Origin of the sequence: Hominenteromicrobium sp. (genome assembly GCF_046974225.1) — a bacterium.
Classification (GTDB): Bacteria; Bacillota; Clostridia; order Oscillospirales; family Acutalibacteraceae; genus Hominenteromicrobium; species Hominenteromicrobium mulieris.
Window position 1 is genome coordinate 53897 of record NZ_JBKWAE010000008.1, and the last position, 23670, is coordinate 77566.

A 23670-nucleotide genomic window follows, 5' to 3' on the forward strand; every position below is an offset into this window, starting at 1 on the left:
TTGCTATTTTGAAACACGCAGATTATAATATGAATATATCTGGTATTGAAAACCATATAAAAGAAAAATAAAAAACAGTTTTAAAATAAAGAACCGGGGCAGGTCCCCGGAGAAAGGGTGAAACGTATGGATATGCAGACGGCATACGCCGGTTACGGTGCAAGAAAGGTTTGGCATAAGGAAGACAGGATGCGGCTGTCTTTGCCGCTGTATTCGCTTGGGGAAGAGATCTTCTCCGCTGTGTCACACGGTGTGGGCGCGCTGTTCGGTGCGGCGGCGCTCGTTATGTTATTGTGGTTCTGCGAAAAGAGTCTTGTGAACGTCGTCAGCGTCAGCATTTTCGGCGGCACAATGATTTTGCTCTACACGGTCTCCACCCTTTACCACGCATTGAATGTGAACCGCGCGAAAAAGGTGTTTCGCGTGCTCGACCACTGCACAATCTATCTGCTCATCGCAGGCACATATACGCCCATCACGCTGTGCTGCATTGAGGGCAGGCAGGGCATCGTCATGTTCGCGGCCGTGTGGGCTGCGGCGGTGCTGGGCATTATTTTAAACGCCGTCGATATGGAGAAATTCAAGGTCGTTTCGATGATCTGCTACCTGATGATGGGCTGGGTCGTCGTGCTGGCGTTTAACACGGTCGCGGCAAAAATGCCGGGTGTGGGATTAAACTGCCTCATCGCGGGCGGCGTGGCGTACACCGTAGGCGCGGTGCTGTACGGCCTCGGCAAAAAAGTGCCGTACATGCACGCCGTGTGGCACCTGTTTGTCTTAGCCGGCAGCGTGCTGCATACGCTGAGCGTGTTTACGGTAATTATTTGATAATTGACTTTTCTATAAAAATCACAAACCGAAAGGATTAAGCTGCATGAAGGTATCCGAATTTACATTTGATTCCAGCACGGCACATAACAAAATTTTCACCCGCCTGTATGAGCCGGACGGCGAACCGAAGGCTGTTTTGCAGATTTCGCACGGCATGGCGGAGCATAGTGCGTTGTATAAACCGTTTTGCGAATACATGGCGCAGCGCGGCTTTGTCGTTGTCATCAACGATCACCTCGGCCATGGCCGCAGCGTGACCTCCGGCGCGCTCTACGGGCATTTCGGCGAAAAGGGCGGCCTCTATAATGTCGTCGAGGATCAGCGCAATTTGCAGAGCATCATGCGCGAAAAATATCCCGAGCTGCCGTATTTTCTCATGGGCCACAGCATGGGCTCGTTCATCGCGCGCGAATTTGCGGCCGCCTACGGCAACTCCCTCACGGCAGTGGTATTCATGGGTACCAGCGCGGGCATTTCGACTGCCATGTGGAAGGCCGAGCGCACGTATCTCAATATGCTGAAAAAGGCAAAGGGCGCACAGGCGAAAATTCCGTCGCTCGAGAAGATTGCCACGGGCCCGTACAACAAGAAATTCAAGCCCAACCGCACAAATTACGACTGGGTGACGAGTAAGGAAGAGGAAGTGGATCGCTTTGTAAACGACCCGCTGTGCGGCTTCCCGCTCACGGTGCAGGGGTATATCGACCTCGGCACGCTTTTGTACGCCATCAACACCGACCAGTGGTACCGCCGTGTGCCGAAAGACCTGCCGATTTTGCTCATCTCCGGCGAAAACGATCCCGTAGGCGATATGGGCAAGGGCGTGCGCCGTGTGTTTGATAAATTGAATAAGACCGGGCACGACGTGAAGCTGACGCTTTACCCGCGCATCCGCCACGCGCTCATCACCGAGATGAACAGTGCGCAGGTCTACGAAGACCTGTATGCTTTCTTCTCGTCGCACCTGCCGAAGGCGGAAGAGCCGGTTTACGAAAAAGAGACGGAAGCAGAGCCTGAAGTTTCCACAGAAACGGAAATATCCGTTGAAAATCCTGCTGCGGAAGAAGAAAAAGAGACCGAAGCGGCAGCCGCCGAAAAATACGACGACATGCCGGAAGAAAACGCAGAGCTCCCCGTGATTTGAAAATAGAAAAGCCAAGCGGAAAGTCGCCTTTGCACCGACGTACAGTATCGGGCAGGGGCGGCTTTTTGCATAAGGAAATCTTTTTCCGCGTATACATAGCGCGAAGGAGGGATCGGGATGTACGGTGTTTTGAGCTTGCGTTCGCATCGTGTGCCGAGCTTCGGTGCGTTTTATCGCTTGTTGCCCGCGTGGCTGCGCAGAACGGCGGCCGCAGCGCTGACGCTCGGCACCATCGGGGCGCTCGGTGCGATCTTAACGGTCATGGCGGAGGACCCCGGCGTGCGTGTGCCGGTCATCATGTATCACGCCGTTATGGACGACGCGTCGCGCCTTGGCAAATACGTCATTTCGCCGGAGGAACTCGAAAGCGATTTTAAGTGGCTTTCGGAAAACGGCTATACGGCAATTTTATCCGAAGACCTCATAAACTACACGGAAAACGGCGCCGCGCTGCCTGAAAAACCGATTTTGCTGACGTTTGACGACGGGTATTACAATAACTACTTATACGCTTATCCCACCGCAAAGCGGTACGGCATGAAATTTGTGCTTTCGCCCATCGGAAAATACGCCGACCTCTACACCGAAACGCCGGACAAAAGCCCGTACTATGCGCACTGCACGTGGGATATGCTGCGCGAAATGCAGTCTTCCGGCGTGGTGGAAATTGCGAATCACACGTATGACCTGCACAGCTCGGACGGTGCGCGGCTCGGCACAAAGCAGCTTTCCGGGGAATCTCTGGAAGACTACACGAAGCTTCTCACCGAAGATGTGACGCTTTTTCAGCAGAAAGCAGAAGAAAACCTGCAAAGTAAGCCCGTCCTGTTTGCATATCCGTTCGGCGCAGTGAGTAAGGGAGAGCCGGAGATCATCAAAAACCTCGGGTTTAAGGTTACGCTTTCGTGTGAGGAGCGTGTCAGCACCGTTACGCGTGCCCCGGAAAGCTTATATTACCTCGGCCGCTACCTGCGTCCCTCGGGTGTGAACAGCGAGTCGTTTTTTGAACACATTTTGAAAGCATGATGTAGGAGGGTTCATATGCCGACAATCTATTTAAGCCCGTCCATTCAGCCGTACAATAAGTATTTGACAGAGGGCGATGAGCAGTACTGGATGAACCGTATCGCGGACGACATGGTGCCCATGCTGGAGCAAAACGGCATCAAAGTTGTGCGCAACACGCCGAACACGTCGCTTGGGCAGGCGATACGCGAATCGAACGCCGGGAATTACGATTTGCATTTGGCGCTGCACTCGAACGCCGGGCCGTCAAATTTGGCGGGGAAGCTGCGCGGGCCGGATGTGTACTATTATCCGTACAGCGCTTCCGGCAAGCGCGCGGCGGAGCTTATTGCCGATGAACTGCGGAAAATTTACCCCGACCCCGACCTTGTGAGCACAGTGGCGACGACACGTCTTGCGGAGATCACGAAAACGAGCGCACCGGCGGTCCTCGTAGAGATCGCGTACCACGACAACGCCGAGGACGAAGCGTGGATTAGAAATAATATCACTGTGATTGCCGAAGCGCTTACCCGCGCAGTGTGTGCGTACCTTGAGATGAACTGCGCGCTGTGAACGAGAGCTTCTCGGCGTTTGTCCGTGTTTTGACAGCGGTTTTGTGGGGGCCGCACGTGCTGCTTTTGATTTTGCTTGCGGGCGTGTGGTTTACGCTGCGCGGGCGGTTCATGCAGGTGACAAAGCTGCCGGGCATGACGCGCGGGGCATTGTGCGGCACGCAGCGCTGCGGGGGATTTTCCGCATTTCAGTCCTTGACGGCGTCGCTTGCCGGCTCGCTCGGCACGGGGAATATTCTGGGTGTTGCGGCGGCAATCCTGGTCGGTGGCGCGGGCGCGGTCGTCTGGATGTGGATTGCGGCGTTTTTCGGCATGATGACCGTATATGCCGAGGGCGTTTTGGCGGCAAAATTCGGCACGAAAAACGCCCCCGGCGCGATCGGCTATGTGCAGAAGGCGTTCGGGCGGCACGGCGCAAAAATTTATGCCGCAGGCTGTGTGCTTTCGGCGCTCGGCATGGGCACCATGGCGCAGACCGGCGCGGCATCGTCGGTGCTGGTGCCCATGGGTGTGCCGCGCGTGCTTGCGGGCGTTGTATTTGCGGGGCTTTTGCTCCTTTGCGTGCGCGGCGGCCTGCCGAAAGCCGTGCGCGTCACGGAAAAGCTTGTGCCGTTCATGGCGGGGCTGTTTTTGGCGTTGTGCGCCGCGGTGCTCCTTCTGCGCGGAAGCCATATCCCCGGCGCGGTGCGGAATATGCTGAAAGGTGCGTTTTCGCTGAAAGCCGGTGCGGGCGGCGTATGCGGCATGATTTTAGCCATGCGTGAGGGCATTTCGCGCGGGGTGTTCACAAACGAAGCGGGCCTTGGCAGCGGTACATTCGCGACGTTCCGCACGGAAAATAAGACCCCGGAGCAGATCGGTACACTCGGCGCTTTGCAGGTGTTTATCGACACAATCCTGCTGTGCACAATTACGGCGCTGTGCATGCTGGTGTCGCCCGTGCGTGATTTTTCCCCGGAAGCGGCGCTTTCGGTTTTTTCGCTCGTTTTGGGGCGATTCGGCGAGCTTTCTGCCGGCGTATGCGTGGCGCTTTTCGCGTTTGCATCGGTTTTGGCGTGGAGCTGCTACGGTATGGACGCGCTGCTGTATTTATTGCCGAAAAAAGGCGCGGCGGAAAAGAGAATATACATGGCGTTTTCGGCGCTTTCCTGCTTTTTGGGGTGCATGTCGCCGTTTCTCGGCGTTTTAAATGTATGTGATGCGTTTAACGGCCTTATGGCGCTTTTGAACGTCCCGGCGCTTTTGGTTTTAACGCCGCAGGTTTTTGCAAAACAAATTGCCCAAAAGCCAAAAAAGGTATAGATTTTTCTTCGACAAGATGTTAAAATACAAATAGAGAGAAAAGCGATGAATAGAGGGGCTTTTAACGGTTCGTTTAGTCTGTCTTTGCTGATCTCCGAAAAACAACGAATATGCGTTTCAAAAAAACGCGATAAGGAGGAAATATTATGAAATTGATCCTTGCGATTGTCAGCAACGATGACAGCGGTGCGGTCTCTTCCGCACTGACAAGAGGCGGCTTCTCCGTCACAAAGCTCGCTACCACCGGCGGCTTCCTGATGGCCGGCAACACCACCTTCATCTCCGGTGTGGAAGACGAAAAGGTCGATGAAGTCATCGGTATCATCGCGAAGCATTCCCGCCGCAGAACGCAGGTTGTGCCCAGTACCTCCACCATGGATGTGGGCATGTACTCCTCTTTTCCGGTGGAAGTTACCGTGGGCGGCTCTACCATTTTCGTGCTGAACGTAGACCGTTTTGAGAAGGTTTAATGCAGTTTGAAGGTTTTGCGGGGAATGCGGCTCTGAAAACGGCGCTTTCGGCGGCGTTTTCGCGCCGCAGGCTGCCGCATACTCTTCTTTTACAGGGTGAAACGGGGCTTGGCAAACGCACATTAGCGCAGATTCTGGCCCGCGCGGCGGTCTGCACATGCGAAGACCGCGATTTAGCGCCCTGCGGCGTATGCCCGGCGTGTATTCGCGCAAAAGCAGGCTCGCACCCGGATATCCGCATTGTTACGGGCAGCGGCAAATCGAACACGATTTCGGTCGCATCCGTCGATGAAGTCATCCGCGACGCATACAAAAAGCCGGAGGAAGCGGATATCAACGTCTACTGCATTTTTGCGGAAAATCCCATGCCGGAGATCACCCAGAATAAACTTTTGAAGGTCATTGAAGAGCCGCCGACAGGCGCGCTTTTCATCTTTACGGTGCTTTCTGCGGACGCTTTGCTGCCGACAATCCGCTCGCGTGCACAGGTTTTTACCGTGCGCCCGCCGGAGGAAAGCGAAGCGGCGGTTTACGTGCAGAACAAGACCGGCATGCCCATGGAGGAAGCTGAAAAGCTTGCATCGTTGCACCGCGGCAACATCGGCAGAATGCTTTCGGACGGCGAAAACGGCCGCGCCGCAAAAGCGGAGCAAATGGCGGAAGACATTGCAAACGCACTCGTTTCCGGCACGGAGCATGACCTTTTGGCGGCGACCGCGCCGCTCATCAAAGACAAGCCCTTATTCCCGGAAAGCATGGAGCGCTTGCAGCTTTTGCTGCGCGATGCATGTCTGTTGAAAAACAATGTAAATGTGCAAGTGCCCGCGCGTGAGGTCTGCGACAAATTAAGACGCAAGCTGTCTTTAAAAGCGCTGATGGCGCTGTGTGAAATGACGGCAAAATACACGGAATACTGGCGGCGAAACGCGAACATGGCGCTGCTTGTAACGGCGCTGTGCGCCGAAATGAAAGAAACTGCGGGCAAATAAAGCCTGTTTTGAAATAAAAATCGTCCGTGTTGTCAAAATAACAATACGGATTTTTCCCGGAAAGAAAGGAAGCCCTTTACGGGCTGTGGATATAAATATGGCAGAAGTAATCGGTGTTCGTTTTAAGAACATGGGCAAGGTGTATTACTTTGACCCGAACAGCGAGAAGCTCTCCGCCGACGACCACGTCGTTGTAGAAACGGCGCGCGGCGTAGAGTGCGGCGAAGTGGCGATGGCCAACCGCGATGTTGCGGATGATTCCATTGTGCAGCCGCTCAAAAAAGTAATTCGCAAGGCGACAAAAGACGACCTGCGCCGCGTGGCGGAAAATGAACTGAAAGCAAAAAATGCGTTCACGCAGTGCGAAAAGAAAATTGCGGAGCGCGGACTCGAAATGAAGCTTGTCGACGTGGAGTACACGTTTGACAACAGTAAAATCCTCTTTTACTTCACGGCGGACGGCCGTGTGGACTTCCGCGAGCTGGTAAAAGACCTTGCGGGCATGTTCCGCACGCGCATTGAGCTGCGTCAGATCGGCGTGCGCGACGAAGCGAAGATGATCGGCGGCCTCGGCATCTGCGGCAGACCGTTCTGCTGCGGCTCGTTCCTCGGCGGCTTTCAGCCGGTCTCCATCAAAATGGCGAAGGAGCAAGGGCTTTCTCTGAACCCTGTGAAAATCTCCGGCACGTGCGGCAGACTGATGTGCTGTCTGAAATATGAGCAGGAGGCATACCTTGACCTGCTGCGTACCACGCCGAAGGTGAACGCTGTGGTTTCCACGCCGGACGGCAAGGGTGTTGTTATCGATCAGAACCTGCTTACCGGCAAGCTGACCGTGCGGCTCGATAAGAGCCCGGACGCCGCGCCGAGCGTCTACAAAGTGAAGGACGTACGCGTGCTGAAAGACGGGCAGATCAAGCTGAATAAGAAGGAAATTGAGGAATTTAAGAAGCTGGAGAACTAAAAGTACCTGTATTTTGGCGGGCTTTTGTTACGTATCTGTAAAAAAGCAATTTTCGCTTGCATTTTCATGGATTTGTGTTAGAATGTAGGTATCAAATACATGGAGGTGTCCTAAAATGGCATATAAAATTACAGACGCTTGCATCGCTTGCGGCGCTTGCGCAGACGCATGTCCTGTTTCCGCAATCTCCGAGGGTGACGGCAAGTACGAGATCGACGCTGATACCTGCATCGAGTGCGGCGCTTGCGCTGACACGTGCCCGGTTTCCGCTCCGGAGCAGGCATAATCGCTGACATTGCGTAAAAGAGAGGGCTGCCCAAGCGGCAGTCCTTTTTCTTTTGCTGTTAAAAGGGCGGCAGCGCCTCTGAAATTCGTAAACTTTCTCGAAGAAAGTTTAATCAAAAACTTTTGACCATGTTTATTGGAAGCTAAATTCAGCCAAAAGGAGAAAACCTGTGGAAAATCTGCACTGGGAGCCGCTTGCGCCTGCCTGCCGTGTACTCGTCAGCCGCGAGCACACGTTTAATACGGACACCATTTTGCTAGCGCATTTTGCCGCGCCGAAACACAAAGAACGCTGCATTGACCTCGGCACGGGCTGCGGTACCATTTCGCTTTTGTGGCAGGCAAATTACGCCCCGCGGCACATCACGGCGGTGGAACTCGGCGAACAGGCGTTTTCGCAGGCCTTGCGCTCCGTTTCGGAAAACGGGTATGAGGAAAATATCGAGGTCATTCGGGGGGATATACGGGAGATCAAAAAAATCATTCCGCACCCAACGTTAGATCTTGCGGCGTGTAACCCGCCGTATAAGGCCGTGGGCGCGGGGCTGCGCAACCCGGACGAACGCATGGAAAACGCGCGGCACGAGTGCACCTGCACGCTTGAAGATGTCGCGAAAGCGGGCAGAGACGTGCTGCGCTTCGGCGGCCGGTTTTGCCTATGTCAGCGCCCGGAGCGCCTTGCGGACGCAATGAATGTTTTTAGAAGCTACGGCTTAGAGCCGAAAAGGCTGCGGCTCGTACAGCAAAGGATAAACACCGCGCCGTCTCTGTTTTTACTGGAAGTGCGGCGCGGCGGCAAACCGGGGCTTTCCGTACTGCCGACACTTATTATAGAAGACGAAAACGGCGGGTTTTCCGCCGAAATGCTGGAAATTTACGGGAATTACAAATTCGGTCACGAGGGAGGACGCGCAGATGGAAGAAAATAAACTGCTTCGCGGTGCATTGTATGTGGTGGGCACGCCCATCGGAAATTTGTCGGATTTTTCGCCCCGCGCGGCGGAGACCTTGGCGGCGGTGGATTTCATCGCAGCGGAGGACACGCGCGTCACGATGAAGCTTTTAAACCACTTCGGCATTAAAAAGCCGCTTGTAAGCTATTATGAGCACAACAAGGCCGAAAAGGGTGGGCGCATTGTAGACCGCATTTTGGCGGGCGAAACGTGCGCCATTGTCTCCGACGCCGGCATGCCGGCCATCTCCGACCCGGGCGAAGACCTTGTGGCGTTGTGCGCCGAGCACGACGTGCCGGTGCTTGTTGTGCCGGGCCCGAGCGCCGTCATTTCCGCGCTGGCGGTATCGGGACTGCCGACGGGCAGATTTACGTTTGAGGGCTTTTTGAGCGTCAATAAAAAGAGCCGTAAGGACCACTTGGAGTCCGTCAAAAACGAAGTGCGCACCATGGTGTTCTACGAAGCGCCGCATAAACTGCCGTATACGTTGAGAGATATGGCGGAGATATTCGGCGACAGACGCATCGCGCTTGTAAGGGAAATTACGAAAATCCACGAGGAGTGTGTGCGCACGACATTATATAAAGCCGCCGAATACTACGAGCAGAACGCCCCGAAGGGCGAATTTGTGCTCGTCATTGAGGGTGCGAAGGCGGAAGAACAGAAAGAAATGACGTTAGAGGACGCCGTAGAAGCCGCAAAAAAAGCGATAGAAAACGGCAGCTCTGCCAGCGACGCCGCTAAGGAGGCCGCAAAGCTCTCCGGATTTAAGAAAGGCGAAATCTATAAAGCGCTGATGAACTGACGAGCCCGCGGCAACGGCGGTTTAAAGTCTTTAGTCAAGTTTTCTTCAGAAAACTTGCGGGTGCGTAGGGCAGAGCCCTACGTCGCTTTCCGCAGAAAGCGAAATCTTTTTGCCTAACCAAAAACTAGGAAAGTAGGATTGAATGTCCGGGGGACGTTCAATCCGTAGGAAACCCAGTTGCATGGGTTTCCTAAAAGGCGGTCACAAACCGCCTTTCAAAAACCGAACAAGCCAAAAGAAAAGCACGCATACTCGAAAGTTCTGCGTGCTTGAGTTTTTTATCTAAAGGGAACGATCAGGATTTAGAAGCGGGTGCGGGGTCGGCATCTGCGGCTTTCGGCGTGTCGTCTCCCTTGTGCCTCCAGTTCAGCCATGCACAGAACGTGTAGAGAACGGGGAGAACGAGGTCGAGAACATAGGTGCAGATTTCCGGCATATTTGGCGCATCGCCGGTGAAAATCTCGTACAAAACATTGAAAAGAATGATGACGCCGGTAGCAAGGCCCAGAAAAAAGCACGGCTTCATGCTGTTCGGGCGGTCTGCACGGGCGTGGCCCATCAGCCCCGCAATGAGCAGCAAAACGGGCACAAGCATCGCGCCCGCAACGGACAGCACCGGCATAGAGGAATTAAAGTAAGCGGAAAGGTCGTATTCCTCCACGTATTTTCGGTCGATGAGGCACAGCAGAAGCGCCACAAGCGACGCTGCACCGTACAAAACGAACAGCACGCTGCAAATTTTAAGCGGAAGTTTCCCTTTTATCTTTATGGCCATGCGGCACGCATCCTTTTTTGGTTCGATTTTCTCGGAAAAAATTTTATAGTTTGATTTTACCTGCAACGCGTGAAAATTGCAACCGTTTTTCATGAACTTTCCGTATCAAAATAAAAGTTTTCCGAAAACAGTTGCATTCTCCGTTTGAATGTGCTATAAAAGATGTACGAACAACTTGAAGCTCATGATGGAGGTTTGTAAAGATGAAAAGCGAACGTATCCCCGTAAAATCCTTTTCCGCCGATAACGGTTTCATCGGCAAAATGCAGAAGCTCGTGCGCGAGGAGGTGCTGCCGTATCAGTATAATATCCTGAACGACGCCATCCCGGGTATCGAAAAGAGCCACGCCATTGAAAATATCCGCCTTGCAGCTGAAAAGCTGAGGGGCAAGGACGTAAAGCCGGACGAATTCTACGGTATGGTGTTCCAAGACAGCGATGTCGCAAAGTGGATCGAAGCGGCAGCCTATGCGCTTGCAGCGGGCGAAGACCCGGAGCTTGAAAAGGCCGTGGACGAGACCATTCAGCTCTACGGCGCTTCCCAGCACGAAGATGGCTATGTCGATTCCTATTTCACCGTGAAGTGTCCCGACAAAATGTGGACGAACATCTGCGATGCACATGAGCTTTACTGTGCAGGCCACATGATGGAGGCTGCCGTGGCGTATTATGAGGTCACCGGCAAGCGCGAGCTGCTCGACATCATGTCGAAGAGTGCAGACTGCATTTACGAGCAATTCATGAAGAAAAACACGCGCGCCTACCCGGGCCACCCGGAGGTGGAGCTCGCACTGATGCGTCTGTGGCGCGCCACGGGCAACGAAAAGTATAAGGAGCTTGCAAAGCACTTTGTAGACGTGCGCGGTCAGGCCCCGAATTATTTCGTGGAAGAAAAAAAGAACCGTGGCTGGAACGTTTGGGACGGCACGGAGGAGCTGAATACCGACTACACCCAGAGCACTCTGCCCGTGCGTGAGCAGAAGGACGCCGTGGGCCACGCCGTGCGTGCCGTGTACCTTTACACCGGCATGGCGGACGTCGCAAAGGAAACACAGGACGAGACACTGCTTGCTGCCTGCCGCAATTTGTGGGAGAGCATCACAAAGCGCCGCATGTACATTACGGGCGGCATCGGCTCCACGTTTATGGGTGAAGCCTTTACGGTCGATTATGACCTGCCGAACGACACCGTGTACGCCGAGACCTGCGCCTCCATCGGTCTGATGTTCTTCGCGAAGAAGATGCTTGAAAACGAGCACCGCGGCGAATATGCCGATGTGATGGAGCGCGCGTTCTACAACACCGTGCTCGCCGGCATGCAGCTTGACGGCAAGCGTTTCTTCTATGTGAACCCGCTTGAGGTCGTACCGGGCATTTCCGGCAAGGCCGTCACGCACCGCGCAGTGCTGCCCACCCGCCCGCAGTGGTATGCCTGCGCATGCTGCCCGCCGAACGTGGCGCGCATGGTGTCTTCCTTCGGCTCCTATGCGTACAGCGAAAATGAAGACACGTTCTTCATTGACCTCTATGCAGGCGGCACGGTGAAGACCGAAAAGGGCATCACGCTCACCTGCGAGACCGATTTCCCGCACGGCGGCACGGCAAAGTATACGATTAAGGGCGAAGCGGAAACGACGGTCGCTATCCGCATTCCGGCATGGAGCGAAAAGAGCTTGCTGACCGTAAACGGCGAAGCGGTTGACCTTAACGCCGTAACAAAGGACGGTTATGCTTACATCACCCGCACATGGAAAGACGGCGATACGCTTGCGCTCACCATGGATATGACCCCGCACGTTGTGTACGCCTCCGCAAAAATCGCGGCGGACAGCGGCAAGGTGTGTGTGCAGCGTGGCGCGCTCGTCTACTGCGCAGAGGAAGTCGATAACGGCAAGGTGCTGCCGCTGTATGTCAAAGCCGGTGCAGAGCCGAAGGCGCTCAATTTCGAGCCCGAAACGCTCGGCGGCATTGTGCCCGTAGAGATCGCAGGCTGCGCACAGCAGAACATCGACACGCTGTATTCCACAAAGGCTCCGAAATTTGTGGAAAAAACAATCCGCCTTATCCCGTATTACACATGGGCAAACCGCGGCGAAAACCAGATGCGTGTTTGGCTGCCGGTCAAATAAGAAACGCGTTTATATCGTCATAACAGAACAGAGAAAACCCGGTGCAGTCTGGATTCGGCTGCACCGGGTTTTGCTGTTTTGGAATTTTAGTCAATGGTATAAAATCAAGCTCAGTCAACAAACTTCATGCCGTGACCATCCGTATAGATTGTGCCTTGCAAAAGGCGCACGCCTTCTATGATGCCCCAAATCTCGGAGACGATGGCAAGCGTGCCGCAGCTGCAAACGGTGATGGCAAGCTGTGCAATGCCAAGGCCCGTTTTGCCGATGTAGAAGTTGTGCACGCCGAACACACCGAATAAAATGGCGAGCACACCGGCTGCAATGCGGCTTTTGGTGCCCTGCGGCGGGTCATACGGCTGTGCGTAGTTCTGCCCATACTGCGGCTGGCCGTTCGGGGCATAGTAGGTTTGCTGCGGGTTGTTATAATTTGCATTATTGGCGTTCGCCTGGTACTGCTCCGTGTAGCGCGGGGGGCGGTAGTCGCCCGCGCCCTCCTGCGGGGTGGGCTGCGGCGGCTGTGCGGTGTAGGCCGCATAGGTGTACTGCGGCGGCTGATACTGCGGCGGCGTTGGCACCTCCGTTTTCGGTGCTTCCGGGGCAGCTTCTTCGGCTTTCGGCATATCGCAGCACGGTTCGTCTTTTGCGGCGGCTTCTGCCTGCTCCGCAAGGCGCTCGGCTTCGGCAAAGCTCTGCTCTACGGGATTCGTCAAGGTCGGCTCCGGCTTTGCGGTCTCCGGGGTGGTGTTCCGGGTGCTTTTTTCATCTGTCATAAAGATCTCCTTCCTCAGTCCTTCAGCTTGATGCCGTTTGCATCCATTTTAATCTTGCCTTCTAAGATCTGCACGCCCTCAACAAGGCTCCAGACCCACACGGCAACTGTGGAAAGACCGCAGGTGAGAGGCGCGCCGAGCGTAGCGACCAAAATCTGGATCAGTCCGCGCTGTGTATTGCCAAGGTAAAAATTGTGCACGCCGAATGTGCCCATCAGCATGCCGAACAGTCCGGCTGCGATACGGCTTTTTTGCGGATAACCGGCGGGCGGATCTATGCCGGAAAGCGGTGCGCCGGTGTAGGGATTGTAATTTTGACCTTGCATATACGGTCTCCTCTCATCTTTGTTTTGTGATTTTATTGTAGCGAAAAATTTCTTTAGATGCAAGCGTTTTTGCGCAATGTAAGAATGTCTTAAAATTTATGAAAGAGACGGAAAAATCATGCCGGAAACGGTGCGAAATCTTGAAAAAAAGCGCGGGCTGTTGTATACTGAAACAACATAAACACCGTAAAACGAATCGAAAGCGGAGAGGAGAATTCTGCAATGAGGATTAAAATTTCGGCGGACAGCACATGCGATCTGTCGCCGGAGCTTATCGAAACGTATAATATCGGCATTACGCCGCTGTACATTGAAAAGGGCGGGCAGAATTGTCGCGACGGCATGGACATCACGCCGCAGGAGATTTTCGACTACGTGCGCTCCGGCAAGGGCGTGTGCCGCACTGCTGCCGTGAACGTGGACGATTACACGGCATTTTTCAAAAAATGCAGGGAAAATTACGACGCGGTGATCCATTTTAATATCAGCAGTGATTTTTCCAGCTGCTACCAGAACGCCTGCACCGCTGCGGCGGAGTTTGAAAACGTGTATGTGGTCGATTCCCGCAATCTTTCCACGGGCATCGCGCTGCTCGTTTTGGATGCCGCAGAGCGTGCGGAAAAGGGCGAGGACCCCAAAGAGATTGCCGCGCTCATGCGCGAAACGGCGAAAAAAGTAGAGGCGAGCTTCGTCATCGATACGCTTTTTTATCTGCAAAAGGGCGGCAGATGCTCTACCTTGGCGGCGCTCGGCGCGAATTTATTGAAGCTAAAGCCGTGCATTGAAGTGAAGGACGGCAAAATGGGCGTGGGCAAAAAGTACCGCGGCAAGATCGACAATTGCATTGCACAGTATGTGCGCGAGCGTTTGCAGGGCAGAGACGATTTGAGACGAAATCGCATTTTCATCACGCACTCGGGCTGTGCGCCGGAGATTGTGGAGAATGTGAAAGCGATCATCAAGGAATGCGGCGGCTTTGACGAGGTGTTGGAGACCTATGCCGGCTGCACGGTCTCGAGTCACTGCGGCCCGAACACGCTGGGCGTTTTGTTTGTGAGAAAGTAAATTCTAAAAGGCTTCGCCTTTTTGGGAGACCCCCTAATTGGGTCTCCCACGGACGGAACGTTCACTGGAAGTTCCGTCCTGATTTTTGGTAGGCAAAAGGATTTCGAGCTCTGCGGAGCTCGACCAACTTTTTGAAAAAAAGTTGATTAAAAACTTTATTTGTCAATAAAGACATGAACTGAGTGAGGAAAGAATAATGGAGAACAAAGAGAAAATTCGCTCGCTTGCGGAAAACGTGTGGGCGTACATTGCGGCGTTTTTGCGGTGGGGCGTTTTAGGCTTGCTTGTCGGCGGGCTTGGCGGCTTCGTCGGCGCGCTGTTTGCAAAATCCGTTGCGTGGGCAACGGCCATGCGCGGCGCTAACCCATGGCTTTTATATTTGCTGCCCGTCGGCGGTTTGGCCATTGTGGGCGTTTATAAACTTTGCCGCGTTTCCGGCGTGGGCACGAACGAGGTGTTCGAGGGTGTACGCAGCAATAAAGGTGTTTCCATTTTGCTTGCGCCGGCCATTTTCCTCGGCACAACGATTACACACCTGCTCGGCGGCTCCGCGGGCCGCGAGGGCGCGGCGCTCCAAATCGGCGGAAGCGTGGCGACGTTCTTCGGCAAGCTGTTCCGTTTAAATGAGGAAGACCGCCACATTCTCACCATGTGCGGTATGAGCGGCGTGTTCGCGGCGGTATTCGGCACGCCGATGGCGGCATGTGTCTTCGCGATAGAGGTCGTCAGCGTCGGCCGCTTCTGCACCTCGGCGCTGTTCCCGTGCATCGTGTCCTCTGCGTCTGCCTATGCACTGGCGCTGGTTATGGGCGTTGCCCCGGAGCATTTTCTCGTCGAAAATGTCCCGGCATTTGACATTTCCACAATGTGGCGTGTACTCGTCATCGCCATTTTGTGTGCGGTTGCCAGTATGCTGTTCTGCTGGGCGATGCACAGCGGCGCAAAGCTCTTCAAAAAGCTTTTTAAAAACGAATTTCTCCGCGCGGCGGTCGGCGGCGTTGTGGTGATTTTGCTCACATTGCTTGTCGGTACGCGCGCGTATAACGGCGGCGGTATGGACGTCATCGAGCGCATTTTTGAAGAGGGCGTCGTGCGTCCCGAGGCATTCTTGCTCAAGATAATCTTTACCTCCATCACGATCGGCGCAGGCTTTAAGGGCGGCGAGATCGTGCCCACGCTGTTCATCGGTGCCACGCTCGGCGGTACGCTGGCGCTGCTTGTCGGTCTGAGTCCCGCGTTCGGTGCGGCCATCGGCATAGCGGCGCTGTTCTGCGGTGTGACGAACTGCCCCATTGCGACAATTCTGCTCAGCGTAGAGCTCTTCGGCGGCGAAAGCGCACTGTTCTGCATGATCGCGGCGCTTGTAAGCTTCCTGTTTTCGGGCTATTTCAGCCTTTATTCCGGACAGCAGCTTATTTATTCGAAATTGAGCGAGAAAGAGATCAACGTGCACGGACACTAAGCCGAGAACACAGGCAAAATCTTGACAAAACGCACTTGGCGTGGTAGAGTAAGTACGCGGAAAACGCAAAAAATAATAAACGGGGTGCTCGTATACGGGCTGAGAGGAGGGTGTGACCCTCGACCCGAATAACCTGATTTGGATAATGCCAACGTAGGGAACGGAAATATCCGGGTATGTGTCATTATCACATGCCCTTTTCTTTTGTTCCGAAACACGCATTAGGAAAGGAACGGAAAATGGAATACACAACGCAGATGGATGCCGCCCGCAAGGGCATTTTTACGCCGGAAATGGCGAAAGTTGCCGAAAAAGAGCACTTGGAGCCGAAAAAACTCATGGCGCTCATGGCGGAGGGCAAGGTCATTATCCCGTGCAATAAGGTGCATACATGCATAGAGCCGAACGGTCTCGGCTCCATGCTGAAGACGAAGATCAACGTCAATCTCGGCACGTCCCGTGACCTCACCGACCTTAACATGGAGCTTGAAAAAGTAAATCATGCGGTCGAAATGGGCGCGGAGGCCATTATGGACCTCAGCTCCTTCGGCGATACGCAGAAGTTCCGCCGCAAGCTGACGCACGAGTGTCCGGCGATGATCGGCACCGTGCCGATCTATGACGCGGTCGTTTACTACCACAAGGCGCTCGGCAAAATCACTGCGCGCGAGTGGATTGACATTGTGCGCATGCATGCGGAGGACGGCGTAGACTTCATGACCATCCACTGCGGCATCAATAAAGAGACGGCGAAGAAGTTTAAACGCAACCGCCGTTTGATGAATATCGTTTCCCGCGGCGGCTCCATCATTTTTGCATGGATGGAAATGACCGGCGAGGAGAACCCGTTCTTCCAGTATTTTGACGAAATTCTCGACATTTGCTGTGAATATGACGTGACGCTCAGTCTCGGCGATGCATGCCGCCCCGGCTGCCTGCAGGACGCGACCGATGCTTCGCAGATTGAAGAGCTCATCACGCTCGGCGAGCTGACCAAGCGCGCGTGGGAAAAAGACGTGCAGATCATGATCGAGGGTCCCGGCCATATGCCGCTCAATCAGATTGCGGCGAACATGGAGATTCAGAAAACGCTGTGCCACGGCGCACCGTTCTATGTGCTCGGCCCGATCGTCACGGACATCGCCCCGGGCTATGACCATATCACCTCCGCCATCGGCGGCACGGTGGCAGCCATGAACGGCGCATCGTTCCTGTGTTACGTCACGCCCGCAGAGCATCTGCGCCTGCCGGATGTGGACGACGTGAAGGAGGGCATCATCGCGGCACGCATTGCAGCGCATGCGGCTGACATCGCAAAGGGCGTTCCGCACGCGATGGATTGGGACAACGAAATGGCAGTTGCCAGAAAGAAGCTTGACTGGAACGCGATGTTTGACCTCGCAATCGACCCCGAAAAGGCGCGCCGCTACCGCGAATCCTCCCGTCCGGAGAAGGAAGACACGTGCAGCATGTGCGGCAACTTCTGCGCGGTGAAGAACATGAACCGCATCTTAGACGGCGAGATCGTCTCCATCTTCGATGAATAATTTGAGATCATAAGACTCCTATGTGATTTGAATAGAGAACGGCACAGCCTTGGGCTTCCTCCCGGGCTGTGCCGTTCTCGTTTATATGGGAATAGCCACCCCGGTTTTGCCGGGGTGGCTATCAGGCTTTACGGATTCGTCAAAATCTGTGCCAAGTCCGAATCCTTGCCTAAGATAATGGTCTTCTCGTCGCCGTTTAAGGTGCTCTTTAAGGCTTCAAGCGCCTGCGTGAATTTGTAGAACTCCTGCTTATCCTCGGTATTGTACGCTTTGCCGAGCAGTCGCATGTATTCGGCTTCGCCCTCGGCCTGCAATTTTGCGGCTTCGGCCTCCGCGTTCGAGACAATGATGTTCACCTGCTTATCGACATCATTGCGGATGAGCGATGCTTCGTAGTTGCCGTCTGCGGTGTATTTTTCCGCAATCTGCTGGCGTTCGGAGATCATGCGGGCATATACGGCGCTTTCGTTTGCCTCCGGCAGGTCAAAGCGCTTGATTTTTACGTCCTCGACCTTGATGCCGTAGTTTGCGGCAAGCGTATCGACGCTTGTGGTAATGCCCTCGTAAATGTCGTTTCGCGCTGCGCCGTCGTCCATGTTGATGATGTTCGACTGCGAAAGCGTGCCCATTACGGTTTTGAGGGCGTTGTAGGTCAGCGCGTTTAAGCGTTCCTCAGCAACGCTCGTGTTGCCGAGCGATTGGTAAAATTTCAGCGGGTCGGAGACGCTCCACAGCACGTAGCAGTCCACGGTCATGTTCTGCTTGTCGGCAGTCAGCACTTCGCTCGGCGGAATATCATACAGCATGGTGGCTTTCGGGAAGGACTTCACGCTGTCCAAAAACGGCACTTTAAAGTGCAGGCCCGGCTCATCGGTCGTCGAGATGATTTTAGAGAGCCGCACGGTGCAGCCGTATTCGTTTTCCTCCACGGTGTACACGGAATTAAAGAGGCACACAGCCGCCAGTATAAGCACGGCCAAGAGGATCACGGTTTTCTTTTTCATCGGTTATTCTTCTCCTTTTTCGGGGGCGGTCGTAGTCACATCGCCCTGTGTGAAGCTTTCAAGCGGCAGCACCTTCTGCACGCCGTTTTCGCCGGAGGTATCGATATACACCTTCACGTCCGGCAGGGCTTCGGAAATGGCTTCATAGTACATTCTGGAGCGCGTGATACCCGGGTTCTGGCTGTACTCCTTGTACATGGCTTCGAACATCGCGACCTGCTCCGTCGCTTCGTTGATGCGCTTCTGCTTCAAATATTCGGCGTTACGCAGCAGCTCGTCGGCTTTGGCTTCCGCCTGCGGGAGCTGTGCGTTCTGGTAGGCGCGCGCCTCATTGCGCACGGTCTCTGCCTGCTGCTTTGCGGTCTCCACGGCCTTAAACGCTTCCGTGACCTCATCGGTCGGTGGGTCGGAGTCCTGAATTTTTACGTCTACAAGCGTCAAACCGATGTCGTATTCCTGCAAAATTTCGGATACAAGCTCTTTGACACGCATCTGGATGGATTCCTTGCCGGTCGTCAAAACGGCGTCCACGGCTTCGGAGCCGACCACGTTGCGCACCTGACTTTGCAGCAGGTTGCGCAGAATCGTTTCCGGGTCATACGAGCCGTAGAGGTACTTTTCCGGGTCGCTGACCTTGTACTCCACGAAGAACTCCACGTCGACGATGTTGTAGTCGCCGGTGATCATTTTCGTTTCGCTTTCGATGATGTCAAAGTTATCGGCGGAACCGACGCTGCGGTAGCCGAGCTCGATCTTCTGGTAGACATTCACGTTGACCTTTTCCACTTTCTGAATGCCGAACGGCAGCTTAAAGTGGAAGCCGGCATCCGTAATGTCCGTTACCTTGCCGAATGTGGTCACAACGGCCTGCTCCTTGTCGTTCACGGTGTACCAAGAGCTTGCCACAACGGCGAGCAGTACGAGGACGATTACGACGATGAGCACGATTTTCGGCAGCTTCTTTAAAAAGTCTCCGCTCGGCTTTTTTGGCGTTGGGATGGGAATCCCGGTGCCCTTGAATTCCTCAAACATAAATTTCTCCTTTTTCAAAATCTGCACTCTCACTTAGAGCGCGTTCATCATGCTCTGCGCTTTGGTTTGCAGCTGCGCGGCGCGCCACGCGGTGATTATAATGCGCAAAGCCTGTTCAATCCGTTCCTTCGCGCCGGGGATTGACTCTTTGTAGTCCTTAAGGCTGTCCGCAATCAAACGGTTCATTTCGCTTTCCGAGGTCAAGCCGTGCTTCTGCATGCTGCCCGCCACCAGCACGAATGCGCCGTACAGCTCCGTATCGTCGATGGTGTCGTCGCCCTCATCGTCCAGCGCACCGTTGATGTAGCTTAAAAGCTTGCAGATCTGCTCGATGGAAAGCGTGCTTTTCAACGCGTTGATCATCAAGATGCGGCTCAACTGGCGGCGCGTGTACTTGCGCTGCTTCGGCGGTGCCAAAAAGCCGCGCCGCACCCAGTTTTGAATGATGTACGGCTCCAGCCCCGTGACCTGCGTCACCTGCGAAAGCACCAGCCCGCCGGCTAAAAACAGGGAAGAAAAAACTTCCTCCGCCGCCTGCGGCCGGTCTGCGTCAACGGAGAGCACCGTTCCGGGAAGTGTCCACTCCACTTTGTTCATCTCCTTCTATGTGATGATGAGAGTATACAACATAATTATATGATTGTCAATAGAGATTTAAAGATTTTTTCATAAAATCGTAAAATCCTTTGCACATGGGCAAATTTGTCATTTTTGCCCGTCCGCCGCGGACAGAAACGGGCATTGACAAGGCTGCTAAAACCCGATATACTGGGGAAAAGAGCAAAAATGAGGTGGAGAAATGGTACAATGCTATGAATGCGGCACCGTGTACCCGGAAACAATGCGCTGCTGCCCAAACTGCGGCAGTGAAGCGAAAATACAGCTTGCGCCGAACTCGGAGTTTGAAGAACCGAAAAATCCGTATGTGCAGCCCTACCGGCCGTATGGGATGCCGATGAATAACCGCATGAACGGCTACGCGGTCGCGGGCTTTGTGCTTTCGTGCGTCGCGCTTGTGCTGATGTGTGTATTCCCGCCGCTGTCAATCCTCGGCATCGTGTTCTCTACATTGGGGCTTTCACAGATTAAGAAGAGCTTTCAGCGGGGCAAAGGCCTCGCCGTCGCCGGGCTTACCATCGGCATGATAACGACTGTGTTCAGCATCTTTTTGTACGCCATGGTATTTATTGAGTCGTTGTGGTAAGAAGATTCTGCCGACGGGCGAACGAATAAAGTTTTGCACAAGCTTTTTCAAAAGCTTGTGGGGTCTTGGGGCAACGCCCCGAGTCGTCGTCCGCAGACGACGAAATCTTTTTGCCTAACCAAAGATCAGGAAGATAGGCGGAATAATCCGGTGGATTGTTCCGCCGCAAGAAACCCTATCAAGGGGTTTCTTGAAGCGTTCGTATGACGAACATTTAGAATAGGAGAATTCACAAAAATAAAAAAAGGCGGAAGCAGACCGAAAAAGCCTGCTTCCGCCTTACTTATTCTCTTTAAAAAGTGCCGTAAAATGCAAAACGACTGCCCGAAAGCAGTCGTCTAATGCATTGCGATGTTGGGAAAATTACGCGCCAGCGTTCAGCTTCTTATCGAGAGCGGACTTCTTTCTGGCAGCCGTATTCTTGTGCAGAATACCCTTTGCAGCAGCCTGGTCGATTCTCTTGACAGCGACCTTGACAGCCTCAGCCTTGTCAGCAGCATTGGACTCGATAGCAACGTTAGCCTTCTTGATCTCTGTCTTGAGCTGAGAGTTGATCATCTTGTTCTGCAGGGTCTTTGCGGCAGCGACCTTAACGCGCTTCTTAGCGGATTTGATGTTGGGCACAGTAGACACCTCCTCGATCGTAGGATTATAGTACGGCGAAACCGCCTGAACCGTATTGGTGGGCATAGATTCGCCTTGAACTCCAATAACGCAGACATAATCATACCACATAGCCCCCGAAAATGCAAGAGCTTTTTTGCCTTTTTTCGTAAAACGGCAGATAAAAAGCGCGGTTTACCGTTAGAAGGGCTGTAAAGTACTTCCGTATGATAAAAATCTGTTTTAAATGCAATGTAAAAAGTCCCGTAAGCCGAGATTTTCTTATAGACATTTTTTTAACGATATCGTATAATAAAAGCGAAAAACGCAGGAAAGCGGCGCAGACGGCAGCCGCTTTATAAAAAGGCGGCAAAGCCGCAAATTTACGGAGGAGGCGCTTATTTTGTCCAAGTTTTTTACAAGCCGAAAGATTTTTGACAATGTTACGCAGATCGGCGGTCTGGGCGGAGAGCTTTGCTATTTGATCGAAGGCAGTGAAAAAGCGCTGCTTATCGATGGTCTTACAGGCGTAGGCAGTTTGAAAGCGTTTGTACGCGAATGTACCGATTTGCCCGTTACGCTTGTGCTGACGCACGGACATGTGGATCACGCCGGCGCATCGTTTGAGTACGGGGAATGCTATGTGAACCCGGCGGACGTTGCGCTTTTGTACGAGCACGGCGACGTCGACAAGCGCTACGGATTTGTGATGGGCGGCGGCAAGCCGGAGGGGGCGTTTGTGCCCAAAAAGGAAGACGTTGTGCCGCCGTGCGCAGTGAAGACGCTGCCTGTTCAAGACGGCGACGTGTTCGACCTCGGCGGCGTGCAGATTGAGGCCATTGCCGTGCCGGGTCATACCGTGGGAACCATGGTCTATCTGGACCGTGCCCGCCGCGTTCTGTATTCCGGCGACGCCTGCAATGCGAACACACTGCTCGGTTTGCCGTGCTCCACAACAGTCGAGACGTATGCGAAAAGCCTCGACCACCTTGCGACATATCTTAAGGACATCGACAAGTTTTACGGCGGTCACGGTCTGCAGGCTGTTCCGGCGTACATCGTAGACGAAGCGATGATACTGTGCGAGGAGATTTTAAGCGATGACGACGACCGGTTCGAAACGGAGTTCCTCGGGCGCAAATTTCTCTATGCCCGCAAGTTTGACGGCATGTTCCACCGCGAGGACGGCGGCATCGCGAACATTGCCTACGTCATGGAAAAGGTCTACAATAAATAAAAAGCGCCACAAAGACATGCGCGTTTTGCCATACGACTGCGGTGTCCGTGCATGTTGTTCACTTTTTCGCACGGGCTTGACACAGCTTTGACAAAATCCCCAAAAGCCCGCAGAATGCGCCCAAAACGCCGAAAATTACTTGATTTATTCCCCTGAATATACTATAATCAAAGCGATAATCCAAAATTCTGCAACTATACTGAAAAAAGGATGGTTTGAACTATGAATAAAATTACCATTATCGGCAGCGGCAGCGTCGGCTCCACGATCGCTTACACCCTCACCGTGCAGGGCATTGCTTCCGAGATTGTCATGATCGATATCAACGAGGAAAAGGCAAAGGGCGAGGCCCTGGACATCCGTCAGGGCGTTCCGTTCTGCACGCCATGTTCCGTTTACGCGGGCAGCTATGAAGACGCAAAGGATTCCGACATCGTCATCATCACGTCCGGCATTGCCCGTAAGCCCGGCCAGACCAGACTGGACCTTGCACAGACGAACGTCAACATCATCAAGAGCATCACGCCGAACATCACGAAGTACGCACCGGATGCAATCTATCTGTTCGTCAGCAACCCGGTTGATATCCTCACCTACACGTTCTGCAAGTGCTCCGGCATTCCGGAGTCCCGCATCCTCGGTTCCGGTACCATCCTCGATACCGCCCGTCTGCGTGCACGTCTCTCCGAGTACTACCAGATTAACCAGCAGAACGTACACGCTTACGTTCTGGGCGAGCACGGCGACAGCTCCTTCGTGCCGTGGTCCGTTGCGAACATCTCCAACATCCCGGCAAACGCATACCAGAAGGCTATGGAAAACACCGACGGCATGTTGATTCCGCCGCTCAACTATGCGGACGTTGAGGATTACATGCGCAAATCCGGCGGCAACGTTATCAGGCGCAAGGGCGCAACGTTCTATGCGGTTTCCATTTCCGTCTGTCATATCGTAAAGTGCATCCTCTCCGGCATCGATACCAACATGACGGTTTCTACCATGCTGAACGGCGAATACGGCATCAGCGATGTCTGCCTGAGCCTGCTCACCACCGTCGGCCACAAGGGTGTTGTGAATAAGCTCAACCTGCCGCTGACCGAGAGCGAGCATGCCGCGCTTGTACATAGCTCTGAGTGCCTCAAGGAGATCATCAAGAAGGTTCAGATCTAAGTTAAGTTTATCCGTAACAA

Annotated in this window: 25 protein-coding genes and 1 riboswitch; of the genes, 18 read left to right on the plus strand and 7 right to left on the minus strand. The window is 53.9% G+C overall.

Annotated elements, in window-relative coordinates:
- Positions 1 to 126: 126 nt before the first annotated feature.
- The 11 genes from trhA (at position 127) to rsmI (ending at position 9323) form a co-directional block, all read left to right on the plus strand.
- Positions 127 to 828 (plus strand): PAQR family membrane homeostasis protein TrhA, encoded by a 702-nt coding sequence (gene trhA, locus ACLTX1_RS07695; protein ID WP_308449157.1) that lies wholly within the window; start codon positions 127 to 129, stop codon positions 826 to 828.
- Positions 829 to 874: 46 nt separating this feature from the next.
- Positions 875 to 1975 carry an alpha/beta hydrolase gene (locus ACLTX1_RS07700; RefSeq protein ID WP_308449158.1) on the plus strand — a complete coding sequence of 367 codons (1101 nt, stop codon included), beginning with the start codon at positions 875 to 877 and terminating at the stop codon, positions 1973 to 1975.
- A 117-nt stretch (positions 1976 to 2092) separates the two neighbouring features.
- Positions 2093 to 3001, plus strand: a complete 909-nt coding sequence (locus tag ACLTX1_RS07705; RefSeq protein WP_308449159.1) for a polysaccharide deacetylase family protein — start codon at positions 2093 to 2095, stop codon at positions 2999 to 3001.
- Positions 3002 to 3016: 15 nt separating this feature from the next.
- Positions 3017 to 3556 (plus strand): N-acetylmuramoyl-L-alanine amidase, encoded by a 540-nt coding sequence (locus tag ACLTX1_RS07710; protein WP_308449160.1) that lies wholly within the window; start codon positions 3017 to 3019, stop codon positions 3554 to 3556.
- Positions 3553 to 4857, plus strand: coding sequence for an amino acid carrier protein (locus tag ACLTX1_RS07715; protein ID WP_308449161.1), 1305 nt, complete (start codon positions 3553 to 3555; stop codon positions 4855 to 4857). The genes ACLTX1_RS07710 and ACLTX1_RS07715 overlap by 4 nt, the downstream gene beginning before the upstream one ends.
- A gap of 146 nt (positions 4858 to 5003) precedes the next feature.
- Positions 5004 to 5327, plus strand: coding sequence for a cyclic-di-AMP receptor (locus tag ACLTX1_RS07720; protein WP_176821000.1), 324 nt, complete (start codon positions 5004 to 5006; stop codon positions 5325 to 5327).
- Positions 5327 to 6316 (plus strand): ATP-binding protein, encoded by a 990-nt coding sequence (locus tag ACLTX1_RS07725; protein WP_308449162.1) that lies wholly within the window; start codon positions 5327 to 5329, stop codon positions 6314 to 6316. Before ACLTX1_RS07720 ends, ACLTX1_RS07725 begins: the two co-directional genes overlap by 1 nt.
- 97 nt (positions 6317 to 6413) lie before the next feature.
- Positions 6414 to 7280, plus strand: coding sequence for a stage 0 sporulation family protein (locus ACLTX1_RS07730; protein WP_176820998.1), 867 nt, complete (start codon positions 6414 to 6416; stop codon positions 7278 to 7280).
- 115 nt (positions 7281 to 7395) lie between these two features.
- Positions 7396 to 7566: a DUF362 domain-containing protein gene (locus ACLTX1_RS07735; RefSeq protein ID WP_176820997.1), complete on the plus strand. Its 171-nt coding sequence runs from the start codon at positions 7396 to 7398 to the stop codon at positions 7564 to 7566.
- A gap of 169 nt (positions 7567 to 7735) precedes the next feature.
- Positions 7736 to 8494, plus strand: coding sequence for a tRNA1(Val) (adenine(37)-N6)-methyltransferase (locus ACLTX1_RS07740; RefSeq protein WP_308449163.1), 759 nt, complete (start codon positions 7736 to 7738; stop codon positions 8492 to 8494).
- Positions 8481 to 9323, plus strand: a complete 843-nt coding sequence (rsmI, locus tag ACLTX1_RS07745) for a 16S rRNA (cytidine(1402)-2'-O)-methyltransferase (protein WP_308449164.1) — start codon at positions 8481 to 8483, stop codon at positions 9321 to 9323. Before ACLTX1_RS07740 ends, rsmI begins: the two co-directional genes overlap by 14 nt.
- 295 nt (positions 9324 to 9618) lie before the next feature.
- On the opposite strand, the gene ACLTX1_RS07750 is transcribed toward rsmI, so the two are convergent.
- Positions 9619 to 10098 (minus strand): hypothetical protein, encoded by a 480-nt coding sequence (locus ACLTX1_RS07750; protein WP_308449165.1) that lies wholly within the window; start codon positions 10096 to 10098, stop codon positions 9619 to 9621.
- Between the two features lie 203 nt (positions 10099 to 10301).
- Between ACLTX1_RS07750 and ACLTX1_RS07755 the strand changes: the two genes are divergently transcribed.
- Positions 10302 to 12227 carry a glycoside hydrolase family 127 protein gene (locus ACLTX1_RS07755; protein WP_412330712.1) on the plus strand — a complete coding sequence of 642 codons (1926 nt, stop codon included), beginning with the start codon at positions 10302 to 10304 and terminating at the stop codon, positions 12225 to 12227.
- Positions 12228 to 12337: 110 nt separating this feature from the next.
- On the opposite strand, the gene ACLTX1_RS07760 is transcribed toward ACLTX1_RS07755, so the two are convergent.
- Both ACLTX1_RS07760 and ACLTX1_RS07765 read right to left on the minus strand, forming a co-directional pair.
- Positions 12338 to 13000, minus strand: a complete 663-nt coding sequence (locus ACLTX1_RS07760) for a TM2 domain-containing protein (RefSeq protein ID WP_412330713.1) — start codon at positions 12998 to 13000, stop codon at positions 12338 to 12340.
- A gap of 14 nt (positions 13001 to 13014) precedes the next feature.
- Positions 13015 to 13326 (minus strand): TM2 domain-containing protein, encoded by a 312-nt coding sequence (locus ACLTX1_RS07765; protein WP_316523362.1) that lies wholly within the window; start codon positions 13324 to 13326, stop codon positions 13015 to 13017.
- A gap of 222 nt (positions 13327 to 13548) precedes the next feature.
- On the opposite strand from ACLTX1_RS07765, the gene ACLTX1_RS07770 reads away from it, so the two are divergent.
- The 3 genes from ACLTX1_RS07770 to thiC all read left to right on the plus strand — a co-directional run bounded on the left by ACLTX1_RS07770 (position 13549) and on the right by thiC (position 17400).
- Complete coding sequence (locus ACLTX1_RS07770; protein ID WP_412330714.1) at positions 13549 to 14391, plus strand: DegV family protein; 843 nt, start codon at positions 13549 to 13551, stop codon at positions 14389 to 14391.
- A gap of 196 nt (positions 14392 to 14587) precedes the next feature.
- Positions 14588 to 15853 carry a chloride channel protein gene (locus ACLTX1_RS07775; RefSeq protein WP_412330715.1) on the plus strand — a complete coding sequence of 422 codons (1266 nt, stop codon included), beginning with the start codon at positions 14588 to 14590 and terminating at the stop codon, positions 15851 to 15853.
- Between the two features lie 70 nt (positions 15854 to 15923).
- A riboswitch (TPP riboswitch) is annotated at positions 15924 to 16031 on the plus strand.
- Positions 16032 to 16092: 61 nt separating this feature from the next.
- Entirely contained in the window at positions 16093 to 17400 is a 1308-nt protein-coding gene (thiC, locus tag ACLTX1_RS07780) for a phosphomethylpyrimidine synthase ThiC (RefSeq protein WP_412330716.1), read from the plus strand.
- 128 nt (positions 17401 to 17528) lie between these two features.
- Here thiC and hflC read toward each other — a convergent pair whose 3' ends face one another.
- From hflC to ACLTX1_RS07795, 3 genes are read right to left on the minus strand one after another with little or no spacing between them, the layout of a single operon-like run.
- Positions 17529 to 18404 carry a protease modulator HflC gene (gene hflC / locus ACLTX1_RS07785; RefSeq protein WP_176820988.1) on the minus strand — a complete coding sequence of 292 codons (876 nt, stop codon included), beginning with the start codon at positions 18402 to 18404 and terminating at the stop codon, positions 17529 to 17531.
- Positions 18405 to 18407: 3 nt separating this feature from the next.
- Positions 18408 to 19436: an FtsH protease activity modulator HflK gene (gene hflK / locus ACLTX1_RS07790; protein ID WP_308449172.1), complete on the minus strand. Its 1029-nt coding sequence runs from the start codon at positions 19434 to 19436 to the stop codon at positions 18408 to 18410.
- A gap of 33 nt (positions 19437 to 19469) precedes the next feature.
- On the minus strand, positions 19470 to 20033 hold the full coding sequence (locus ACLTX1_RS07795) for a DUF1836 domain-containing protein (protein ID WP_412330717.1): 564 nt from the start codon (positions 20031 to 20033) through the stop codon (positions 19470 to 19472).
- Between the two features lie 202 nt (positions 20034 to 20235).
- On the opposite strand from ACLTX1_RS07795, the gene ACLTX1_RS07800 reads away from it, so the two are divergent.
- Positions 20236 to 20640 carry a DUF4190 domain-containing protein gene (locus ACLTX1_RS07800; RefSeq protein ID WP_176820985.1) on the plus strand — a complete coding sequence of 135 codons (405 nt, stop codon included), beginning with the start codon at positions 20236 to 20238 and terminating at the stop codon, positions 20638 to 20640.
- Positions 20641 to 21003: 363 nt separating this feature from the next.
- Here the strand turns inward: ACLTX1_RS07800 and rpsT are convergent, their stop codons facing one another.
- Positions 21004 to 21264, minus strand: a complete 261-nt coding sequence (rpsT, locus tag ACLTX1_RS07805) for a 30S ribosomal protein S20 (RefSeq protein ID WP_176821029.1) — start codon at positions 21262 to 21264, stop codon at positions 21004 to 21006.
- Positions 21265 to 21646: 382 nt separating this feature from the next.
- Between rpsT and ACLTX1_RS07810 the strand changes: the two genes are divergently transcribed.
- Both ACLTX1_RS07810 and ACLTX1_RS07815 read left to right on the plus strand, forming a co-directional pair.
- Positions 21647 to 22480 carry an MBL fold metallo-hydrolase gene (locus ACLTX1_RS07810; protein ID WP_308449174.1) on the plus strand — a complete coding sequence of 278 codons (834 nt, stop codon included), beginning with the start codon at positions 21647 to 21649 and terminating at the stop codon, positions 22478 to 22480.
- Between the two features lie 222 nt (positions 22481 to 22702).
- Positions 22703 to 23650 (plus strand): L-lactate dehydrogenase, encoded by a 948-nt coding sequence (locus ACLTX1_RS07815; protein WP_308449175.1) that lies wholly within the window; start codon positions 22703 to 22705, stop codon positions 23648 to 23650.
- Positions 23651 to 23670: the final 20 nt, after the last annotated feature.

Coding starts and splice junctions, on each gene's coding strand:
- trhA (WP_308449157.1), top strand. CDS start 127: ATGGATATGCAGACGGCATACGCCGGTTACGGTGCAAGAAAGGTTTGG.
- ACLTX1_RS07700 (WP_308449158.1), top strand. CDS start 875: ATGAAGGTATCCGAATTTACATTTGATTCCAGCACGGCACATAACAAA.
- ACLTX1_RS07705 (WP_308449159.1), top strand. CDS start 2,093: ATGTACGGTGTTTTGAGCTTGCGTTCGCATCGTGTGCCGAGCTTCGGT.
- ACLTX1_RS07710 (WP_308449160.1), top strand. CDS start 3,017: ATGCCGACAATCTATTTAAGCCCGTCCATTCAGCCGTACAATAAGTAT.
- ACLTX1_RS07720 (WP_176821000.1), top strand. CDS start 5,004: ATGAAATTGATCCTTGCGATTGTCAGCAACGATGACAGCGGTGCGGTC.
- ACLTX1_RS07725 (WP_308449162.1), top strand. CDS start 5,327: ATGCAGTTTGAAGGTTTTGCGGGGAATGCGGCTCTGAAAACGGCGCTT.
- ACLTX1_RS07730 (WP_176820998.1), top strand. CDS start 6,414: ATGGCAGAAGTAATCGGTGTTCGTTTTAAGAACATGGGCAAGGTGTAT.
- ACLTX1_RS07735 (WP_176820997.1), top strand. CDS start 7,396: ATGGCATATAAAATTACAGACGCTTGCATCGCTTGCGGCGCTTGCGCA.
- rsmI (WP_308449164.1), top strand. CDS start 8,481: ATGGAAGAAAATAAACTGCTTCGCGGTGCATTGTATGTGGTGGGCACG.
- ACLTX1_RS07750 (WP_308449165.1), bottom strand. CDS start 10,098: ATGGCCATAAAGATAAAAGGGAAACTTCCGCTTAAAATTTGCAGCGTG.
- ACLTX1_RS07755 (WP_412330712.1), top strand. CDS start 10,302: ATGAAAAGCGAACGTATCCCCGTAAAATCCTTTTCCGCCGATAACGGT.
- ACLTX1_RS07760 (WP_412330713.1), bottom strand. CDS start 13,000: ATGACAGATGAAAAAAGCACCCGGAACACCACCCCGGAGACCGCAAAG.
- ACLTX1_RS07765 (WP_316523362.1), bottom strand. CDS start 13,326: ATGCAAGGTCAAAATTACAATCCCTACACCGGCGCACCGCTTTCCGGC.
- ACLTX1_RS07770 (WP_412330714.1), top strand. CDS start 13,549: ATGAGGATTAAAATTTCGGCGGACAGCACATGCGATCTGTCGCCGGAG.
- ACLTX1_RS07775 (WP_412330715.1), top strand. CDS start 14,588: ATGGAGAACAAAGAGAAAATTCGCTCGCTTGCGGAAAACGTGTGGGCG.
- thiC (WP_412330716.1), top strand. CDS start 16,093: ATGGAATACACAACGCAGATGGATGCCGCCCGCAAGGGCATTTTTACG.
- hflC (WP_176820988.1), bottom strand. CDS start 18,404: ATGAAAAAGAAAACCGTGATCCTCTTGGCCGTGCTTATACTGGCGGCT.
- hflK (WP_308449172.1), bottom strand. CDS start 19,436: ATGTTTGAGGAATTCAAGGGCACCGGGATTCCCATCCCAACGCCAAAA.
- ACLTX1_RS07795 (WP_412330717.1), bottom strand. CDS start 20,033: ATGAACAAAGTGGAGTGGACACTTCCCGGAACGGTGCTCTCCGTTGAC.
- ACLTX1_RS07800 (WP_176820985.1), top strand. CDS start 20,236: ATGGTACAATGCTATGAATGCGGCACCGTGTACCCGGAAACAATGCGC.
- ACLTX1_RS07815 (WP_308449175.1), top strand. CDS start 22,703: ATGAATAAAATTACCATTATCGGCAGCGGCAGCGTCGGCTCCACGATC.